General features: G+C 53.4%; 12 protein-coding genes. 7 read left to right on the forward strand and 5 right to left on the reverse strand.

Annotated features, from left to right (window positions below; translation table 11 throughout):
* The first annotated feature begins 2 nt into the window (after nucleotides 1-2).
* Nucleotides 3-1,709: a DUF4091 domain-containing protein gene (locus tag A8990_RS12335; RefSeq protein WP_116189333.1), complete on the forward strand. Its 1,707-nt coding sequence runs from the start codon at nucleotides 3-5 to the stop codon at nucleotides 1,707-1,709.
* Complete coding sequence (locus tag A8990_RS12340) at nucleotides 1,703-3,475, forward strand: DUF5107 domain-containing protein (protein WP_116189334.1); 1,773 nt, start codon at nucleotides 1,703-1,705, stop codon at nucleotides 3,473-3,475. The genes A8990_RS12335 and A8990_RS12340 overlap by 7 nt, the downstream gene beginning before the upstream one ends.
* A gap of 361 nt (nucleotides 3,476-3,836) precedes the next feature.
* Here the strand turns inward: A8990_RS12340 and A8990_RS32105 are convergent, their stop codons facing one another.
* Nucleotides 3,837-4,259 (reverse strand): class I SAM-dependent methyltransferase, encoded by a 423-nt coding sequence (locus A8990_RS32105; RefSeq protein WP_342772826.1) that lies wholly within the window; start codon nucleotides 4,257-4,259, stop codon nucleotides 3,837-3,839.
* Nucleotides 4,217-4,639, reverse strand: coding sequence for a class I SAM-dependent methyltransferase (locus tag A8990_RS32110; RefSeq protein ID WP_245995983.1), 423 nt, complete (start codon nucleotides 4,637-4,639; stop codon nucleotides 4,217-4,219). The genes A8990_RS32105 and A8990_RS32110 overlap by 43 nt, the downstream gene beginning before the upstream one ends.
* A gap of 280 nt (nucleotides 4,640-4,919) precedes the next feature.
* Between A8990_RS32110 and A8990_RS12350 the strand changes: the two genes are divergently transcribed.
* From A8990_RS12350 to icmF, 3 genes are all read left to right on the forward strand, one after another.
* Nucleotides 4,920-5,951 (forward strand): phosphotransferase enzyme family protein, encoded by a 1,032-nt coding sequence (locus tag A8990_RS12350; protein WP_181909540.1) that lies wholly within the window; start codon nucleotides 4,920-4,922, stop codon nucleotides 5,949-5,951.
* Nucleotides 5,952-6,122: 171 nt separating this feature from the next.
* Nucleotides 6,123-7,727 (forward strand): PAS domain-containing sensor histidine kinase, encoded by a 1,605-nt coding sequence (locus tag A8990_RS12355; protein WP_116189336.1) that lies wholly within the window; start codon nucleotides 6,123-6,125, stop codon nucleotides 7,725-7,727.
* 119 nt (nucleotides 7,728-7,846) lie between these two features.
* Nucleotides 7,847-11,170 carry a fused isobutyryl-CoA mutase/GTPase IcmF gene (gene icmF / locus A8990_RS12360; RefSeq protein ID WP_116189337.1) on the forward strand — a complete coding sequence of 1,108 codons (3,324 nt, stop codon included), beginning with the start codon at nucleotides 7,847-7,849 and terminating at the stop codon, nucleotides 11,168-11,170.
* Between the two features lie 352 nt (nucleotides 11,171-11,522).
* Here icmF and A8990_RS12365 read toward each other — a convergent pair whose 3' ends face one another.
* Both A8990_RS12365 and A8990_RS12370 read right to left on the reverse strand, forming a co-directional pair.
* The gene (locus A8990_RS12365) at nucleotides 11,523-13,094 is read right to left on the reverse strand and encodes a methyl-accepting chemotaxis protein (RefSeq protein WP_181909541.1); all 1,572 of its coding nucleotides are present in this window, start codon (nucleotides 13,092-13,094) and stop codon (nucleotides 11,523-11,525) included.
* A 99-nt stretch (nucleotides 13,095-13,193) separates the two neighbouring features.
* Complete coding sequence (locus A8990_RS12370; protein ID WP_116189339.1) at nucleotides 13,194-14,765, reverse strand: methyl-accepting chemotaxis protein; 1,572 nt, start codon at nucleotides 14,763-14,765, stop codon at nucleotides 13,194-13,196.
* A gap of 323 nt (nucleotides 14,766-15,088) precedes the next feature.
* On the opposite strand from A8990_RS12370, the gene A8990_RS12375 reads away from it, so the two are divergent.
* The gene (locus A8990_RS12375) at nucleotides 15,089-15,697 is read left to right on the forward strand and encodes a substrate-binding domain-containing protein (protein WP_116189340.1); all 609 of its coding nucleotides are present in this window, start codon (nucleotides 15,089-15,091) and stop codon (nucleotides 15,695-15,697) included.
* 219 nt (nucleotides 15,698-15,916) lie between these two features.
* Here A8990_RS12375 and A8990_RS12380 read toward each other — a convergent pair whose 3' ends face one another.
* Complete coding sequence (locus A8990_RS12380; RefSeq protein ID WP_245995984.1) at nucleotides 15,917-17,404, reverse strand: esterase-like activity of phytase family protein; 1,488 nt, start codon at nucleotides 17,402-17,404, stop codon at nucleotides 15,917-15,919.
* Nucleotides 17,405-17,648: 244 nt separating this feature from the next.
* Between A8990_RS12380 and A8990_RS12385 the strand changes: the two genes are divergently transcribed.
* Nucleotides 17,649-18,608 carry an MraY family glycosyltransferase gene (locus A8990_RS12385; RefSeq protein ID WP_116189396.1) on the forward strand — a complete coding sequence of 320 codons (960 nt, stop codon included), beginning with the start codon at nucleotides 17,649-17,651 and terminating at the stop codon, nucleotides 18,606-18,608.
* Nucleotides 18,609-18,766: the final 158 nt, after the last annotated feature.

Raw genomic sequence — 18,766 nt, forward strand, 5'->3', positions numbered from 1 at the left:
GGATGTCGGAGCAACAGTTGAAATTAGAGACGAGATGCCTCCATTCGCTTGCAAAGGTGTTTGCCGATGAGGAGCTTCAAGAGGCTGCTTATGAGCGGGGCTCCGCGCTGCGCGGGGAATATTATTCATTCCAAGTGGCGTACCGGACGACTGCTTTCATGAAAAATCTGAAGGTGGCCGTGAAGAGCGGCTTGGCGGAATCTTCGACGATTACAGTGAAGAGCGTCGGTCTCGCGCCTTCCGAGCTGCCTAACTATAATGACCCGGACGACTATCTGCTTCGGACGACGCCGGGCTTGTATCCGGATCCGCTCTATCCGCTGGAAGCGGTAACGGGAGGCGTCCATGCGCTGCCGAATCAGTGGCGGTCGGTATGGGTGACGGTTCAAATCGCAGGCGACGCGGCTCCTGGCAAATATCCTGTGGAGATCGAGTTCACGGAAGAAAATGGCGAAGCTCTAGGCTCCGGCATGTTTGAGCTGGAGGTTATCGGTGCAGAGCTGCCAGAGCAGCAGCTTGTGCATACGGAATGGTTCTATCTTGATTGCCTCGCGAGCTGGTACAAGGTGGAGACGTTCTCCGAAGCGCACTGGCAGATCATCGAGAAGTACGTGGCGCACTATGTAGAGTCCGGCATGAACATGATTTTGACGCCGCTGTTCTCGCCTCCGCTGGAGCTGGATTACGGTAAATATCGTCCGACGGTTCAGCTTGTTGGCGTGAAGCTGGCGGGCGAGTCGGGCGCTTATACTTTCGACTTCACGCTGCTGGAGCGCTGGGTCGAGGTATGCTTGCGGAATGGCGTGAAGCATTTCGAGTACTCCCATCTGTTCACGCAGTGGGGAGCGAAGCATGCGCCGAAGATCTTTGCGGAAGTGGATGGCGAGGGAGAGCAGCGCCAAATCTTCGGCTGGGAAACGGATGCGGAAGGCGAAGCTTACCTAGAATTCCTGACGCAGTTCATTCCGGCGCTTGTGCAATTTGTTAAGGCGCATGGGCTTGAGCGGAGCAGTTATTTCCATCTGTCGGATGAGCCGGGCACATGGTGCCTGGATTCGTATACGAGCGCGAGCACTACGATTCGAACACTGCTGAAGGATGAATTCCCAATTATCGATGCGCTGTCTGAGTATGATTTCTACAAGCGCGGCCTGCTGACGCATCCGGTCGTTTCGACAGAGCATATCCATACCTATATCGAGAACAATGCCGACAACCTGTGGGCGTACTACTGCTGCTGCGAGTACAAGCATAAGGAGTCGAACCGCTTCTTCAACATGCCTTCGGCGCGGAACCGGATTATCGGCGTGCAGCTGTACAAATACGATATTCAAGGCTTCCTGCATTGGGGCTACAATCACTGGTACGCGCAGCGTTCGCGCCGGGAAATCAATCCGTTCCAAGTGACGGACGCCGACATGGCGTTCCCTTCGGGCGATGCGTTCCTCGTGTATCCGGGCGAAGACGGTCCAATTAGCTCGATCCGCTTGGCTGTACTGCGCGAAGCGCTGCAGGACATTCGTGCACTTCGTTTGCTCGAAAGCTTAACGAGCAAGCAGGACGTAGTAGAGCTGTTGGAAGCGGGACTGAGCGAACCGATCACGTTCCGTCAGTATGAGCGCGGCAGCGCATGGCTGCTTGCGATGCGTGAGCGGGTAAACCGCCTAATTGCGGAGTGCGTGCAGCAGGAGAGTGGACTGACGTGCTGAATCTGACGGAATGGCAGGAGACGCTGCTGTATCATCCGATGATTGGAAGCGGACCGATTCCGACAGTCTGCGACGGAGAGGGTATCTATCCGTACGAGAGCTTCAGCGAGACGGCGGAGCGTCCTGTGCTGCGCAAGTTTCGGATGATTGCGATCGAGAATGAATGGATGAAAGTGACCGTCTGTCCTGACCTGGGCGGCAAAATCTATTCCATCTTCGATAAGGCGAGCGGCAAGGAGATTTTGTTCGACGCAGGTGCGGTGCGGCCAGTGCGGATTCTGCCGCGCATGGCGTTCATCAGCGGCGGCATTGAGGTGAGCTTTCCGATTGCACATACACCTGTGCAGATCGAGGCTGTTCATACGGAGGCGCGGCAGATTGGCGACCGTCTCTACATTTGGTGCGGCGAGCGCGAAGTGCGCTACGGCATGCAGTGGACGGTCGAGTATTCGCTCGGGGAGCGGGATCGTTATCTGACGCAGCGGGCGACGTTCGTCAACCCGACCTCGGAGGCGCATGCTTGGATGTCATGGTCCAATGCGGCGCTGCCGGCGCGCGCGGACTCGCAGTTTCATTTTCCGACGGGTCGTGTGCTGCGGCATGCGGACATTCTGGAGGAGATCGAGTGGGACGGCAAGCGCGGTTATACGCTGGAGGACTTCGATCGGATGCAAGGCTTCTTCTGGAAGACAGCCGACTGCAACGCGTTCGGCATGTACACGCCAAGCCTCGGCAGCGGCTTGTACCATATCGCCGATCCGGCGGAGACGCCGGGCATCAAGCTGTGGCTCTACGGACTCGGCAAGCATGAGAACTGGGCACATTCGACGGCAATCCGCCGGGAGAGTTACGTCGAGATCCAGGCAGGTCCGCTGCTGGAGCAAGCGGATAATTCGAAGCTGCAGCCAGGTGCGCGGCATGTGCATACGGAATTTTGGATCCCAAGCGCGGAGCCGCTGGAGATCCGCGAGCTGGCGCTGCCGGCGCCGCAGCTGATTCCAATCGAAGAGGTTCCCCTCTTCGATTGGATACCGCGTGCGGGCACGGCGCCGTGGCTGGCGCTTGCGGCCCCCTATCGGGGCGGCGACGCTGGCGCGCTTGCGGCTCCGCCGGCGGCCGAGGATTGCATCTGGCCGCCGTCCGGTTTGGAGCAGCTCGGCGACGCGCTGCTGTGGGCCGCGGACGTCGCTGCTAGCGCAGCTGGCGATGCTGGCGAAGAGCACAGCCAGCTGTGGCGGTATTACTACGCCGTATGGCTGGCAGGGCAAGGCCTGCTGGACGAGGCGATTGCTGCGCTCTCGGCGGTCCAGCTGGACTGCGGCTATGCGCTGCTTGGCCGGCTGCTGCGCGTAAGCAGGGGCGATTACGCCGGCTCGCGCGCTGCGTACGCGCAGATTCGTTCGGCTGCGTGGAGCCTGCACCCGCAGCTGTTCTTCGAGCGCGACGTGACGCTCGCGCACTTCGGAGCGGAGGCTCTCGATGAGCGCGCGCAGTGGTTCGCGCAGGTCGACTCGCTGCAGGACGACGCGCTGATCGAGCGGAAGGCGAGCTTCTTGTTCGACCGCGGGGACCTTGCCGAAGCGAAGGCGATCCTGGATCGCCACGCATTCGGCAAGGTGCATCAGCGGTACGACCGTACGCAGCTGTGGCAGCGCCTTGCGGCAGCGGCGGGCGAGCCGACCAGCGCGAGCGAGGACGTGCTCGCACATCTCGGCGAGGACGATCTTGCCGTCTACGGCGCATATCGCGTGTCGGAGCAGGAGTAAGCGTGGCTGCCAGGCTTCTGCGCGGTTGAAATGAGTAAAAGCGTGCATTTCACAGCGAAATGCACGCTTTTTTCATTGCAATCAGCGTTTCGCTGAAAGGCTATAATGGAAAAATCCACTCATTTTTGCTGAAATCGGCCTTTTTGCTTGGCTATATTGGAGTTTTCCATTCATTTTCTGCGGAATCGCCTATTTCGGGGCGTTTAGAGGTAAAAATGAGTGGATATTTCCAACATAGGCTGCATTTTTCTGCGACTGAACCGTTTCTTAGTGGAAATATCCAATATAGAGAGGGGCGGGACTCCGAACTGTACACTTAGAGCCAAGTTCTGCAAGAGATGCGCGCCTAAGCCTCTGCCCCCTACTTCACCGAACGCACCGCCAGCCACTGCGGCAATGCCGCAAGCGGATTCGACTTCCAATCACAATAGCTGTCCAGCTCGGCCTGCGACGGCTGTTTCACATCGTCGTCCGATTCGTCTACCCAGAATGTACCGTCTACCGCGTACATTTCCTCCAGCCGCGCCAAGCTTAGGCCAGATGAAACTATCGCATTCACAAAGTCCTGCACGCGCCATCTGTACCTCGGAACATCTCCGATGGGACCGGTCTTGTCGTAAGGCTTCACGACTTCAAGCGTGCCAGCCTCCCCCGAGAAAGGACGCATGAACGGATGAACATCGAACATGACCGAATAACCGCCAGTCTTCAGAACACGGTGAATATTCCGGTACATCGCTTTCAAATCATGAAGCCACACGTGTACGCCGTTCGAGGTGTACACCAGGTCGTAGGCGTTGTCCGCACGCGGCCAAGCTGCATCGTATCGTCTACCACAAACTCAATATCCCAGCCATGCTTGCGAGCAATGGAGGAGCTGTTCGCAATTTGCTTTTCCGAGATATCGCATGAAGTGACCTGTGCGCCGAGAAGCTGAAAAGCATACACCGCGTGATTGTCGCCGCTCGACGGGACGCAGACCCGCTTGCCCTGCAGATTAGGTAATGCTTCGCGAATGATTGCGTAGGTTGCGGGATGGAACGCGGATGCTGGATCGTCGATGATTTTGGCGATGGCTTCATCTGTCCGATAACGCAAGTACCAGGAATCGGCCCATTCGTTCCATTGGTCTTTAATGATGTGCCGCGAATTCGAATTGTCCATGCCGTGCACTCCCTTACTCCTTGTATAACTCCACTATGCTACATTCGGAAATGATTGAATAGAAATATATGGAAGTCTCTCGCGCAGCAAGCTACAATAAAACTAACCCGTAAGTATGCAGTTACGGACGGGCCAGATTGACGGCTTCAAACCTATCTCTTACATAAAGGAGTGATGATGTTTGCATACGAACGAACATGACAATAGACCGTTGAGAGGTCGGGCAGTCTAACGGGCAGTCTAACTCCTCTCATAGGCAATGGGAGGCCGACAGGCGACGATGATGTTACTTGTAAATATGTGGCTTGGAACAGTAGATGACACGCCTGCTGGACAGCTTGTTCTGAATTGGGAGCACGAAGCGAATTCGCTAAAGTTCTGGAGAGCTAGCAGCAATTTTGTATACCGCTTTGAAGCAGACGGGGGCAAGCCGTTCTGGCTTCGGTTTGTTCACGAGGCTGATAATTCGATCGCGAATATACATGCAGAGCTCCACTATATCATCTACTTAATAGAGCGGGGATATGCTGCGGCCCCGCCGGTCCCATCCTTGAATGGTCGGCTCATCGAGACGATAGAGACGGAGCAGGGACGCTATTACGGTGTTGTGTTTGAACAAGCCGAAGGGAACCGTGTGCAGGCTGACCGGATGACAGAGGATCAGCTTCAGCGATGGGGCCAATCGTTGGCACAGCTGCATCTGCATGCAGCTGACTATGAAGTGTCTGCCGATCTGACGGCACGGCGAAGCTGGGAAGATACACTCCGCTTCATCTCCGAAGTGCTGGAGCGTCATCCGAACGAGGATGCAGCCATCGCCGCGTGCAGGCGCGTGGAGCAATGGCTCCGCAGTCTGCCGAATGGAGCGGAGCATGCGGGAATAATCCATTATGATTTCCAGCTCGATAATGTGTTCGATAGAGCTCAAGCGGAGGCTGACGCTGCTTCAACCCGTGCATCATTCGGTGCACCATTCAGTGTCATCGACTTCGATGATGCGATGTACCACTGGTACACCATGGACATTGCAGCTGCTCTCGCTGATTTGGACGACCTCGAAGAAGCTCAAGCTGCCAGCGCTCGAGCGCTATTTTTGCAAGGGTACGCATCAATAAGATCACTCAATGATCACCACATCGATGAGCTTCACCATCAGCTGCCATTATTCAGACGATTCTCCCGGCTCTACTCTTACGCCAGACTCTTGAGATGCATCGAAGGGCTCGAGCTGGATGGGGCACCGGAATGGCTGATCGGACTTCATCGGAAGGTGCTGACGTGGTGCGGCGGAATGCGTGAAGAATTTAGTTGAAACATTATAATCTAGTCTTTCAGGCTCTCGACGCTTATTGTCGAGGGTTTTTATTATGCTAATGCGACACTGGTAAAAAGAACTATAAGCTTCTTACAACCGATAAATGGTATACTTGACAGGAAAACGGATGATAGACTATTTTTCGAAGCAGAGGTAGAACGTATAATTATGCATAATAAGCCAAATGCGAAACAACCCAATACGGCGCTCCGAATTGCGCTCTCTTATGTCATCATCGGAAGCATCTGGATTGTACTGTCTGATGAGATTATGGAGCTGCTGCATATTTCGAATTTGATACGGATCCATACCTCCAAAGGGATTTTCTATGTATTCATAACTGCTTTTATACTATATTTCTGGGTCAAACGGGCGAAGAAGGATTTAACCGAGAGTGAGGAGCGGTACCGCATTCTTGTGGAGCATCTGCCTGAGCCGATCGTGGTTTATTGTGAAGAGGCAATTGTATTTATTAATCCAGCCGGGGCAAAAGTATTCGGAGCCGCGAATGTGCAGCACATGATTGGCACGCCGATTGCCCGACTCGTCCAAAATGATTTCAAGCTGCTTTTTTCCACACAGCATGGCGTTCCGAGCGAGCATATTTTCCAGCGTGTGGATGGACAAGCGATTGACGTAGAAGTGACTTGCGTACCGATTGCGTACATGGGCAAACCGGCTATGCAGCTGCTATGCCGCGATATTACGGAACGTAAGCGGAATGAGCGCAAGCTGGCGGAGAATGAGCAGGCGATCAAGTCGCTCGTGGATCACAATCCGGATGCGATCTTCTCGCTTGATCTAAGTGCTCACATGGTCAGTGCGAACCCGGCGATCGTGAGGATTGTCGGTTATCAGCTGGACGAGCTGCTGGGTCAATCCTTCTGCCAATTTATTAATGAACCGGACCGAAAGCCAGCTAAAGTTGTATTTGACCAGTCGCTCCAAGGGGAATCGCAAAGCATCGAAATTAAGATTCTCCACAAGGATGGGTCCCACATCAGCGTGAACTTGAAGATGGTTCCGATCATTGTCAGCGGTCAAGTGATAGGCGTCTATGGTATTGCCAAAGATATAACCGAGCTCAAGCGGACGGCAGAGCTGCTGCTGAAATCCGAGAAGCTGTCTGTCGTTGGGCAGCTGGCCGCAGGTGTAGCGCATGAAATTCGGAATCCATTGACGTCCTTGCGGGGCTTCGTGCAGCTGTACAGCAAGAAGATCGATCATGCGTATTACGAGATCATGCTCTCGGAGCTCGACCGGATTAACGATATTGTCAGCGAGTTTCTCGTTATTGCGAAGCCGCAGGCGGTTGTTTTTGAAATGAACGATATACGCAAAATGCTGGACGATGTAATCGCGCTCCTCGACACGGAAGCGATTTTGAGAGACGTGCAGATTAAGGCCGAGCTTGCGCCGGACATTCCGCTCGTCTACTGCCAGCAGAATCAACTGAAGCAGGTATTCATCAATGTGCTCAAAAATGCGATTGAATCGATGGTAAGCGGCGGCGAGATTATCATTCAGATGCAAGCCAACGAGCAGCAGGTTGTGGTTCGGATTAAGGATCAAGGCTGCGGCATTCATGAAGATCGGCTGGCGATGGTTGGCGAACCGTTCTATACGACGAAGGAGAAAGGAACTGGCCTGGGCTTAATGGTCTGCCACCAGATCATGGAAGCTCACTCAGGCAGCCTGCGGATTGAGAGCGCGGTCGGCGTTGGCACGACGGTTGAATTGATTTTGCCGGTTAAATATATCCCGGCAGCATAATGGATCGAAGAAGGGGCTCCGGACACCACGTCCGGGGCCTTATTTGCATGTCCGGCAACATGACCCTCGCGCCGAAAGCATACAGATAACAAACAAGGATAGCTTCGGAGGCGATCGGTATGAGCGAAGAGGTCAGTCGATATGTGCCGGTGCATCACATTCGTTTTGTCACGGCTTCCGCGTTGTTTGACGGTCATGATGCTTCGATTACCATTATGAGACGGATATTGCAAGCGAGCGGCGCGGAGGTCATCCATCTGGGACATAACAGGTCGGTGCACCAAATTGTCCGCACAGCCATTCAAGAGGATGTGCAAGGAATAGCGGTATCGTCGTATCAAGGTGGGCATGTCGCATTTTTCAAATACATGCTGGACCTGCTGCGCGAGCAAGGCGCTGGTCATATCCGCATCTTCGGAGGCGGCGGGGGCGTAATTATCCCGTCTGAGATGGATGAGCTGCATCAATATGGCGTTAGTCGGATATTCTCCCCCGAAGATGGGCGGAAGCTTGGCCTGCAAGGGATGATTAATGTGATGCTGCAGGCGTGCGATTTCAGTACGGTTGCGGATTTCGAGAGCAAGCCGGAGGCGCTCGCAGCGAAAAATGACAGCATGACGGCGAAGTTTATGACGCTGGCCGAGCTGAAGATAGAGCCTTCGACGACGCGCGAGGAGAAGGCGCGGCTTGATGCGCTGTTCGCCGAAGTCGGCAAGCTGGCTGCACCGGCCGGGGGCGGTGGAACATCGGCACCAGTACCGACGTTGGCCCCGGTGCTCGGCATCACCGGAACTGGCGGCGCCGGCAAAAGCTCGCTCACCGACGAGCTTGTCCACCGCTGCCTGCAGCATTATCCGGAGCGGCGGATTGCCGTGCTGTCCGTGGACCCGACCAAGCAGAAGACAGGCGGCGCGCTGCTCGGCGACCGCATCCGGATGAACGCGGTATACGCCGACCGCGTCTTCATGCGCTCGTTCGCGACGCGCGGCTCGCGCTCGGAGCTGTCGAGCGCGCTTGCCGATTCCATTGCCGCGGCGAGGGCGGCAGGCTATGAGCTCATCATTGTCGAGACGAGCGGCATCGGGCAGGCGGATAATCAGATTACCGCCGTTGCCGACTTCTCCGTCTATGTGATGACGAGCGAGTATGGCGCGCCGAGCCAATTGGAGAAGATCGAGATGATCGATTACGGCGATCTGTTCGTCATCAATAAATTCGACCGTCGCGGCTCCGAGGACGCGCTGCGCGACGTGAAGAAGCAAGTGCAGCGCAGCCGCGTACAGTTCGACCGCGACTGGCAGGATATGCCGGTGTACGGCACGACCGCGAGCCAGTTCAACGACACCGGCATGAACCGGTTCTTCGCCGCGCTCATTGCGAAGCTGAATGAGCAGTGCGGCCTAGGCTGGGCGCCGCCGGCGGCCTTGGTGCAAGCAGGGCAAGAATCTTCGGTCAAGCGGACGATCATTCCCGATGACCGAAGCGGATATTTGAGCGAAATTGCCGCTGCGGTGCGGCAATATCGGCGGCTCGGGGAGGAGCAGGCGGATGCAGCCGCAGCCTGCTACCGCATTGAAGGCGCCATCGAGGCGGCGCGCCAACAAGGGCAGCACGGTGATGGGGCCGTACTGTCTGCGCTCGAGCAGCTCAAAGATACGTATGCGAGTAAGCTGAGCGCGTATACACGGAAGCTGCAGACGGACTGGGCAGCTGTGTCGCAGGCATACCGTGAGCGGACTTACACAGCGTACGTTAGAGGCAAACCGATCGTGACGGAGCTCTATTCGCGAAGCCTCTCTGGTCTCGACATCCCGCGAATCGCGCTGCCTGCGTACCGCGATTATGGGGATATTATTAGCTGGATGTACAAGGAAAATGTACCTGGCCAGTTTCCTTTTACAGCGGGCGTCTTCCCGTTTAAGCGGAAGGAAGAGGACCCGAAGCGGCAGTTTGCCGGAGAAGGAACGCCGGAGCGGACGAACCGCAGGTTTCATTACTTGTCCAAGGATGACACGGCGAAGCGGCTCAGCACGGCGTTCGACTCCGTGACGCTGTATGGCGAAGACCCGGCCTACCGCCCCGATATCTATGGCAAAATCGGCGAGAGCGGCGTCAGCATCTGCACTCTCGACGATATGCGGAAGCTCTATGCCGGCTTCGATCTATGCCATCCGTCGACGTCGGTATCGATGACGATTAACGGTCCGGCGCCGATCATACTGGCGATGTTTCTGAATACGGCGATTGAGCAGCAGACGGAAGCCGCCGCCGCGAAGCTCGGCAGGGCGCTTACGGAGGAGGAGCTCGCGCAGATTCGGCGGGAGACACTGCATAACGTTCGCGGCACGGTGCAGGCGGATATGCTGAAGGAAGATCAGGGGCAGAACACCTGCCTCTTCTCGATGCCGTTCGCGCTGCAGATGATGGGCGATATTCAGCAATATTTTATTGATCATCGTATTCGCAACTACTACTCGGTCTCGATCTCCGGCTACCATATCGCCGAGGCGGGGGCGAACCCGATTACGCAGCTTGCTTTTACGCTCGCGAATGGCTTCACGTATGTGGAATATTACTTGGGCAGAGGGATGTCCATTAATGATATCGCGCCGAACCTGTCGTTCTTCTTCAGCAACGGGCTCGATCCCGAGTATTCCGTTATTGGGCGTGTGGCGCGGCGTATCTGGGCGGTTGTGATGCGGGACAAATACGGTGCTGACGAGCGCAGTCAGAACCTGAAGTACCATATCCAGACGTCGGGCCGTTCACTGCACGCGCAGGAGGTAGACTTCAACGATATCCGCACGTCGATGCAGGCGCTGATGGCGATTATGGACAATTGCAACTCGCTCCATACGAACTCGTACGACGAAGCGGTGACGACGCCGTCCGAAGAAGCGGTCCGCCGGGCGATGGCGATTCAGCTCATCATCAACAAGGAACTCGGACTGATGCGATGCGAGAACTTGCTGCAAGGCTCGTTCCTCATCGAGCAGCTGACCGATCTCGTGGAGGAGGCAGTGCTGCTTGAGTTTGAGCGTCTTCATGTGCGGGGCGGTGTGCTTGGAGCGATGGAGTCACAGTATCAGCGGGGCAAAATCCAGGATGAATCCATGGTCTACGAGATGAAAAAGCATAGCGGCGAGCTGCCGATTATCGGCGTCAATACGTTTCTGAATCCGCATCCATCGCAGGAAGAAGCGATGGAACTGCAGCTGACGAGAGCGACAAAGGAAGAGAAGGAGCAGCAGATCGCGAACCTGCGAGCATTCCAGGAGCGGCATAAGGGTAAGGCGCTCAAGGCCTTGAAGCAGCTGCAGCAAACGGCAGTTAGCGGCGGCAATTTGTTTGCGGAGCTGATGGAGACGGTGAAGGTCGCTAGCCTCGGGCAGATCACGAATGCGCTGTACGAGGTAGGCGGGCAGTATCGGCGGAATATTTGATTGATGCGAAATACCCTCTCCCGAACGGGAGAGGGTATTTCGTATTTTGCTTTTTTCTATAATGGATTTATCCACTCATTTTGCCCATAAACGACCGTTTTTGATAGCTATAATGGATTTATCCACTCATTTTCAGCAGAATGGGCCGAAAATGCTTGTTTCGCGCGTCAATGAGTGGATTTTTCCATCATAGCCTGCCCAAACGGGGCATTTAGCCACTTTCCGTAGGATAAATCCACCATAGCCTGGCGCCAGTCCGCACACCCGCCTCACACCCGCCTCACACCCGCCTCACACCCGCCTCACACCCGCCTCACACCCGCCTCACACCCGCCTCATAAACAGGCTAGACTTATACCTTGAAGAAGTTAATATTCTTGTTCAGCTCTTCGGAGAGATGAGCGAGCGTTTGCGAGGAGCTTGCCGTTTCTTCCGCTGCTGCAGCGGATTCTTCGCTTGCTGCCGCAATCGTCTCGACAGCGCGCATCACTTCCTCCGTCTGAGCGGCTTGCTCCTCGCTTGCTGCTGCGATCTCCGTTACTTGGTCGGCCGTTTCAGTGACCATGCGAACGATGTTGTCGAACGTCTGACCGGTTTTGGACGTTTGCGTTGTGGCAAGCTCCATCGCCCGCAGACTTTGGTCGGTGTTATGCTGCATCCCCTTAATAATGCCGGCAATTTGCTGCGTTGCTTCGCTGCTGCGTTCCGCGAGTTTACGCACTTCATCGGCAACGACCGCGAAGCCGCGGCCTTGCTCGCCGGCTCTTGCTGCTTCAATGGCAGCGTTCAGCGCAAGCAGGTTCGTCTGCTCGGAAATATCGTCGATAACCTCGATGATTTGGCCGATCTTCTGCGAATCGGTTTCCAGGAGCTTCATCTGCGACGACAGATTCTCCATGCTTTGAACGGACGCATGGATCGTCTCGCCGCCGCTCAACGCGCCGCGTTTTGTCTTTTCTGACAGATCGGATACCATGCTGGCTTTCGTCGCGACGTCATTAACGGCGATCGTCATTTCACGGACAAGCTCGCTAATGATTTGTGCCGATTCCGCTTGCTCGGTGCTGCCTTTGGCAATTTCCTCGGTCGTTGCGGAAATTTCCTGCGAAGCAGCGGATACGCTCTGCGAGGAGTACAATGTCTGACTGATCAACTGGCGCAGATTGTCCATCATATCGTTGAATGCAGCGGCCAGCGTACCAAGCTCATCTTTGCTCTTCGCATTCGCTTTGTCGCGGAGATCGCCTTTTGCCGCTTTCGTGGCCACTTCGAGAATGGAACGGATTGATCTAACCATCGAATCCGATATCCAGAATGCAAGGCTAATGCCGATCAATACGGCGATGATGCCGAACACGATAATAAGCGTTTTGCCAACCGCATTCGTCTGTGCGGCGTTATCAACCTCAGCTTTGGCTCCATCGTTGTTGAAGTCGATCCAGTTAGCGAAATCCTCCATGACCTGCTTGCGGACAGGCGTCAGATCATTCAGCAGCTTATAGCCTTGCTCCGGCTGATTGTCTTTGCGGGCTTGAATAATGGCAGGCATCTGATCGGAATAAGCTTGAATATGCTCTTCAAGCGATTTGAAGATCTTATCCTCCTCATCCGAAATGATGTACGATTCGTAGTCCTGCATTGCCTTCTGAGCAGCTGCAATGTTGTCTGTAATCGATGTTGCGATATTATCGATTTCAGCCGGGTTGCTCTCGAGGTTGATCTTGTTGACGCTAACACGTGCTTCAACGAAATAGTCTTTGATAACACCGATCTTGTTAATGCTAGGCAGCCAGTTGCCTTGTACGATAGAGCTCGATTTCTGCAAAGATCCCATCTCCACGATAGCGAGGATGCTAATCCCCGACAGCAGAACCAGTATAGCGATAAAGCTGGACATCAGTTTGCCTCGGATAGAGAGTTTCATCATATTCCTCCTGGTAAGTTCGATTGTTGGTATATAGGGAGACTATGAAAATAAAAGCCGGCCGCATAAGGAAGCAGCCGACTGCTTTACATCATGATGTTAGACTCTGAAGTAGTTGATATGCTGGTTAAGTTCTTCGGATAGATGTGCAAGTGTTTGGGAGGAGCTGGCCGTCTCTTGTGCTGCGGCTGCCGATTCTTCGCTTGCCGCGGCAATCGTCTCAACGGCGCGCATGACTTCGACAGTTTGAGCCGCTTGCTCTTCGCTGGCAGCCGCGATTTCGGTCACTTGATCCGCTGTATCGCTTACCATGCGTACAATGCTCTGGAACGTTTGACCTGTCTTAGACGTTTGCAAGGTCGCGTGCTCCATGGCTTTCAAGCTTTGGTCGGTGTTATGCTGCATGCCTTTAATGATTCCGGCAATCTGCTGTGTCGCTTCGCTGCTTCGTTCCGCGAGCTTGCGTACTTCATCGGCGACGACGGCGAAGCCGCGACCTTGATCGCCTGCGCGTGCAGCTTCAATCGCTGCATTCAGGGCAAGCAGGTTCGTCTGTTCGGAGATTTCGTCGATCACTTCGATAATCTGGCCGATCTTCTGTGAATCTTTCTCAAGAAGCTTCATCTGGGAAGAGAGGTTCTCCATACTTTGAACGGATGCTTGAATCGTCTCGTTGCCGGTCTCTGCGCCGCGCTTCGTCTTATCGGACAGCTCTGCAACCAGGCTTGCTTTCGTTGCGACATCGCTAACCGCTACCGACATTTCGCGGACAAGCTCGCTGATCGTCTGAGCGGATTCCGCTTGCTCGGTGCTGCCTTTGGCGATCTCCTCCGTCGTAGCGGAAATCTCTTGGGATGCCGCGGATACGTTCTGCGAAGAGTTGACTGTTTGGCCGATCAGCCCCCGCAAATTATCCATCATTTCGTTGAATGCAGCTGCAAGTGTGCCGAGCTCGTCCTTCGTGCGCGCCTTCGCTTGATCTCGGAGGTCGCCTTTCGCTGCTTTGAGAGCAACGTCCAGAATGGAGCGGATGGCTTTCACCATCATTTCGGACATCCAAAGTGCAAGCGCGATACCGATGACGACTGCGATAATGCCGAATATGATGATTAGCGATTTGCCGACGGAGTTCGTATGAGCGGCTTTATCGACCTCTGCTTGGGAGCCGCGATTGTTGAATTCGATCCACTTGTTGAAGTCTTCGGTCACAAGCTTGCGAACTGGCGTCAGTTCGTTTACAAGCTGATACCCTTTCTCCGGCTGATTGTCTTTGCGAGCTTGGATGATCCCAGGCAAGTGATCGCTGTAGGCTTGCAAGTCTTTCTCCAGCTTATTGAAGATCGCATCTTCTTCGGGGGATATAATAAATGACTCATAGGCTTGCATCTCTTTGTTAATTGCAGCCATGCTGTCATTAATCGTTTGGGCGATTGTATCGATGTTGGCAGGGGTGCTTTCCATGTTGATTTTGTTAACGTTTACACGAGCTTCACTAAAGTAATCCTTGATGACGCCAATCTTGTTAATGCTCGGCAGCCAGTTCGTTTGTACGATATAGCTGGAATTTTGCAGGGATGCCATTTGTACGATGGCTAGCGTTCCGATCCCTACCAAGAGCACAAGAATGGCTATAAAGCTGGACATTAGCTTTGTGCGAATGGATAGTCTCACTAATGTTCTTCCTCCCGTATACTTCGTTTGTCAGTCCATGGTGCTAATAGTAGAGGTAAAGTGTTAAAAAAAATGTGTAAAAACTATTTGATTTGTGTATGGCCCCAGCTAAAAAGAGCAGCGACATGATCAAATTGCTAGAAAAGTGCTAGGAATTTGTCGCCAAATTTCGCCAAATAGACAAGGGGCTATCTCCAATAGACCCGAAAGCATCAACTCCATAAGTAAATATTTTGTAAAAATATGTCGAAAAATTTCCAACAGAGTAATTGTAGAGGAGGCAGGCTATTATGTAAATTTAAATAAAATAAAGAGCTGTTCAAATTGTCTATGAGGCATCGCTCGCATTTAAAGCCGATTTCGGCGACGTCGATGTAACGATCGATGAGAAGAATCGCGAAGATATCTTTGATTGTATCCGCGCAAGAAGCGTAGATATCGTCATTCATCCTCATCCCGCGAGCGAAATTGCACATGAGAAAGATATTGGTTATGAATACATGACTAGAACAAGGCTTGCCGTCTGTTTCGCGAGAGAGTCGCGTTTCTTCAATCTCGATTTCGTTACGCCTGAGGATTTGAGGAATGAGGAGGTCGTGATCCATAACTCGGTGCAGGGCAAGGCTTGGGTCAGCTTGTTTCACAAAGACAGCCCGATTCTATTAGCCTCCAATAACATCGGAATTCTCAAAGACGCGGTCAAAAGAGGACGTGCGTGCTCGGTCGTGCATGAGTTCATGTTCAACAGCTTTCCAGAAGCGCAGACGGGCGAAATCTTTATGGTTCCTCTTAAAGATAAGAATTACTTTTACGAGGAATGCTGGTTGACGTACCCGATTCAGGCTGGAGTATCGGACGAAGCGAAACAATTCATGAAGTATGTCGCTGTGGAGATGGAAAAGCAGGCCCAGTTGAATAAAAGGTCGATATGAATGTACAACCCGAACTAGAGCAATCCTCGCAGAGTTCCTCCATAGTTGCCCTATTTTGGACCGAATAGGGTTGCTCCAGTCCGTTAGCGCGTGGCGAAAGCCAATTTGCGGCAAATAAGTGCAGCGGTGTCCGTTAACCGTGGAGCGGAGGAGATTACGGTAGAGTTAGACAAAAAACAGGAGAGGTACCAAGTACCTCTCCCGCACACAACTCGCTTATTACCACAAATTTTTTACTTTGATCTCCCACACTTGCGTCTGCTTATCCGTTACCTTCAGAACGCCGTTTGCGTCGTATTCGCCTACGCCGAAGTCATTGTCGTTCGCAACAAGGATCGTGTTCTTGTTCAGCACTGTCAGGCCTTCGAACTTCTCCCACGGATAGCCGAGCTTCGTCAGGTCGAGGATCAACGATTTTGGCGCTGTTGCAACACCAGCCGATTTCAGGTTCTCGCCGCTAAGTCCTTCGGCATTGCCGCTAACATCGGCGTTGTTCAAGATATTCGTCGCTTTGGACAGGTCGATCTTGTACACGCGCTTGATTTGCGCGGCAGCGCCTTCGTTCTTGTCACGCTCGTCCACGAGCAGCACGTCTGTCGACAGCGCATGCAGATCGGAGATAACAACGTCCTTCTGCGATACGTTCATGAACGTCTTCGCATCTTCAGCAACATATACGTACTCGCCGATGATTTTCTTCGTAGCGAGGTCCATTTTCAGAATGCGCAGGTTACGGGACGCTTCGCCTGTCGCTTTGTCAGGCACAGCCATCGGGCTTTGGATCGACGCGTACAGGTACTTGCCGTCCGGGCTGATCGTTACGCCTTCGAAGCCGCGGTTCACGATACGCTTCGAATAGATAGCCGGGATTGCTTCAACGATTGGAATTTGCGCGCCCGTAAGCTTCGCCTTGTCGCCAACCGGCACGTAGCGGCTGATGATTGTGCCGTCACGCTTCAATTGAATGAGCGAAGGGCGGTACTCGTCAGCCATCCAGAGCGTATCGTCAGATGGGCTGTATGCGATGCCTTCGAGATCAAGTCCGTCCGGGTCAAGCGTCAGCAGCTTCGTGCCCGTATTGTCGTAAGACTTCTCGTCGCTTGCGATGTTGCTGAGGCCTGTCGTGTTGCGGTTGCCGGAGACAGCGCCTTTCGTGCCTTCAGGAAGCAGCAGCTTTGTCGTCTCCAGAATGGTCACTTTACCATCCTCAAGCCTGATTTTATAGAAACGCGGCACATAATCCTGTACCGGGAAGGTACGATTTACGGTCTTATCAATCGTGATTTGTCCGTTTGGACCGCGGTCAGCCAGCGTGTAGAACACGTCGTCCGGATCGCCAGGCATGTGAAGAAGTCCCGAGAAGCCGCCTTCTTTCAATCCGAGGCCGAGGTCTGGCGCGTTCGTCCACGTATACTTGCCTTCTACAAAAGGATACTCGCGGATTGTAACTTTCTTGCTCGCGTTATCCCATGCTACATGTTGGCCGAGGGCTTCACCCATCGCTCTAACCGGCACATACAGGCTGCCGTCGATTGTAACGGCGTCCTTATCGAGTGCCACTTCGTTGTCTCCTGCAAATAGATTTACTTTGACTGCGATCGCTTTGAGCGCTGTATCAGCGGCTTCTACGATTTGCGAGCTCAGTACAGCAACGGATACGATGCCTGCGACTGCAGCCCATGTGGACAAGCGGGACTTCTTCATCATCTCTTCAACTCTCCCCTTTAAAGCGTCGGTGTAAATGCGTAACTTTCTACTAGAATAAGAGCGTTATATTAACTACGGATGTGAAATAAATGGAAATTTTGTAAATGGGGATGAAAGCCGCGTACATTTGCAAAAGCAGATTTTTTTGTAACTTTTTGGCACTTCATGCAACATCCTGCGAATAGAAGTCGTTTAATAAGGTTGAATATAGGATGTGACCCAAATAAACGATGGTGGTGAGATCATTATTTATTTCATTGCATTTCTAGCTTCCTTTCTAATCGTGTATCTGCTTATTCCGCCTTTCAGCAAGCTCGCGTTCAAGTTCGACTTTGTGGACAAGCCCCGCAAGAATGTGGAGCGGAAGCTTCACCGAGAGCCGATTCCGCTTACGGCCAGCTATGCGATCTTCATTGGATTCTTCATTACATATCTTGCGGTTACGAGAGGATTTACGTGGGAGACCGGCGCTCTGATCGCGGGCGGAGTTCTGCTGCTCATCATTGGCACCATCGATGATTGGTACAAAACAAAGGGCAAAGACTTCCCTGCCTTGCCGAAGCTGGTCGTTCAACTATCGGCTGCTATTCTTGTGTACGCATCCGGTATCGTGTTTACGGGCTTCATTAATCCGTTTACCGGCGACTATATCATGCTGCCTGTCGTCCTGCAGTTTCTGCTTACGATCATCTGGATTTTTGGCGTGACGACAGTGATTAACTTCTCGGATGGTCTGGACGGGCTGGCGGGAGGACTGTCGGCGATTTCGGCGACAACTCTCTTCATTGTTGCAATCGCGATGGGACAGTCTAACTCGGCCATGATGGCGATTATTCTACTGGGCGTTACGATCGCCTATTTACGTTACAATAAGCCGCCTGCGAAAGTATTCATGGGAGATGCCGGTGCAACCTTCTTAGGCTTCCTGCTTGCAGTGATTGCGCTGGACGGGGCGTTCAAGCAGGCGACGGTGCTCTCGTTGTTTATCCCGATATTGGCGCTTGGCGTGCCGATCTTTGATAATTTGTTCGTCGTTGTGAAGCGATTCATGGAGGGGAAGCCGATGTATCAAGCGGATGCCACTCAAGCCCATTACCGGTTGCTTCGCGCGGGGCTTAATACGAAGCAGGTGCTGATGGTTCTCATGCTGCTTAGCACTTGTTTGGGGCTATCTTCCATTATTTTGTTATTAGTCCAAATCTAAATCATTCTCGTTCAATAAGCTTGTCATGCTAGTCTGCATAATTGTCCAAGTCCCCTCATAGACATAGAACATCTGAAGCGTAAACGGCTTATGTCCCGTACGAGCTGCAAACTTTTTTGCAGCATGCGTACAACTCCGGGTACGTTTAATTCAATGGA

Source organism: Paenibacillus taihuensis (genome assembly GCF_003386535.1).
Classification (GTDB): Bacteria; Bacillota; Bacilli; order Paenibacillales; family Paenibacillaceae; genus Paenibacillus_Z; species Paenibacillus_Z taihuensis.

Bases quoted from the DNA above. Each gene is read 5' to 3' on its own strand.
- A8990_RS12365 (WP_181909541.1), bottom strand. From the start codon at position 13,094: ATGAAACTCTCTATCCGAGGCAAACTGATGTCCAGCTTTATCGCTATA.
- icmF (WP_116189337.1), top strand. From the start codon at position 7,847: ATGAGCGAAGAGGTCAGTCGATATGTGCCGGTGCATCACATTCGTTTT.
- A8990_RS32110 (WP_245995983.1), bottom strand. From the start codon at position 4,639: ATGGACAATTCGAATTCGCGGCACATCATTAAAGACCAATGGAACGAA.
- A8990_RS12355 (WP_116189336.1), top strand. From the start codon at position 6,123: ATGCATAATAAGCCAAATGCGAAACAACCCAATACGGCGCTCCGAATT.
- A8990_RS12380 (WP_245995984.1), bottom strand. From the start codon at position 17,404: ATGATGAAGAAGTCCCGCTTGTCCACATGGGCTGCAGTCGCAGGCATC.
- A8990_RS12350 (WP_181909540.1), top strand. From the start codon at position 4,920: ATGATGTTACTTGTAAATATGTGGCTTGGAACAGTAGATGACACGCCT.
- A8990_RS12335 (WP_116189333.1), top strand. From the start codon at position 3: ATGTCGGAGCAACAGTTGAAATTAGAGACGAGATGCCTCCATTCGCTT.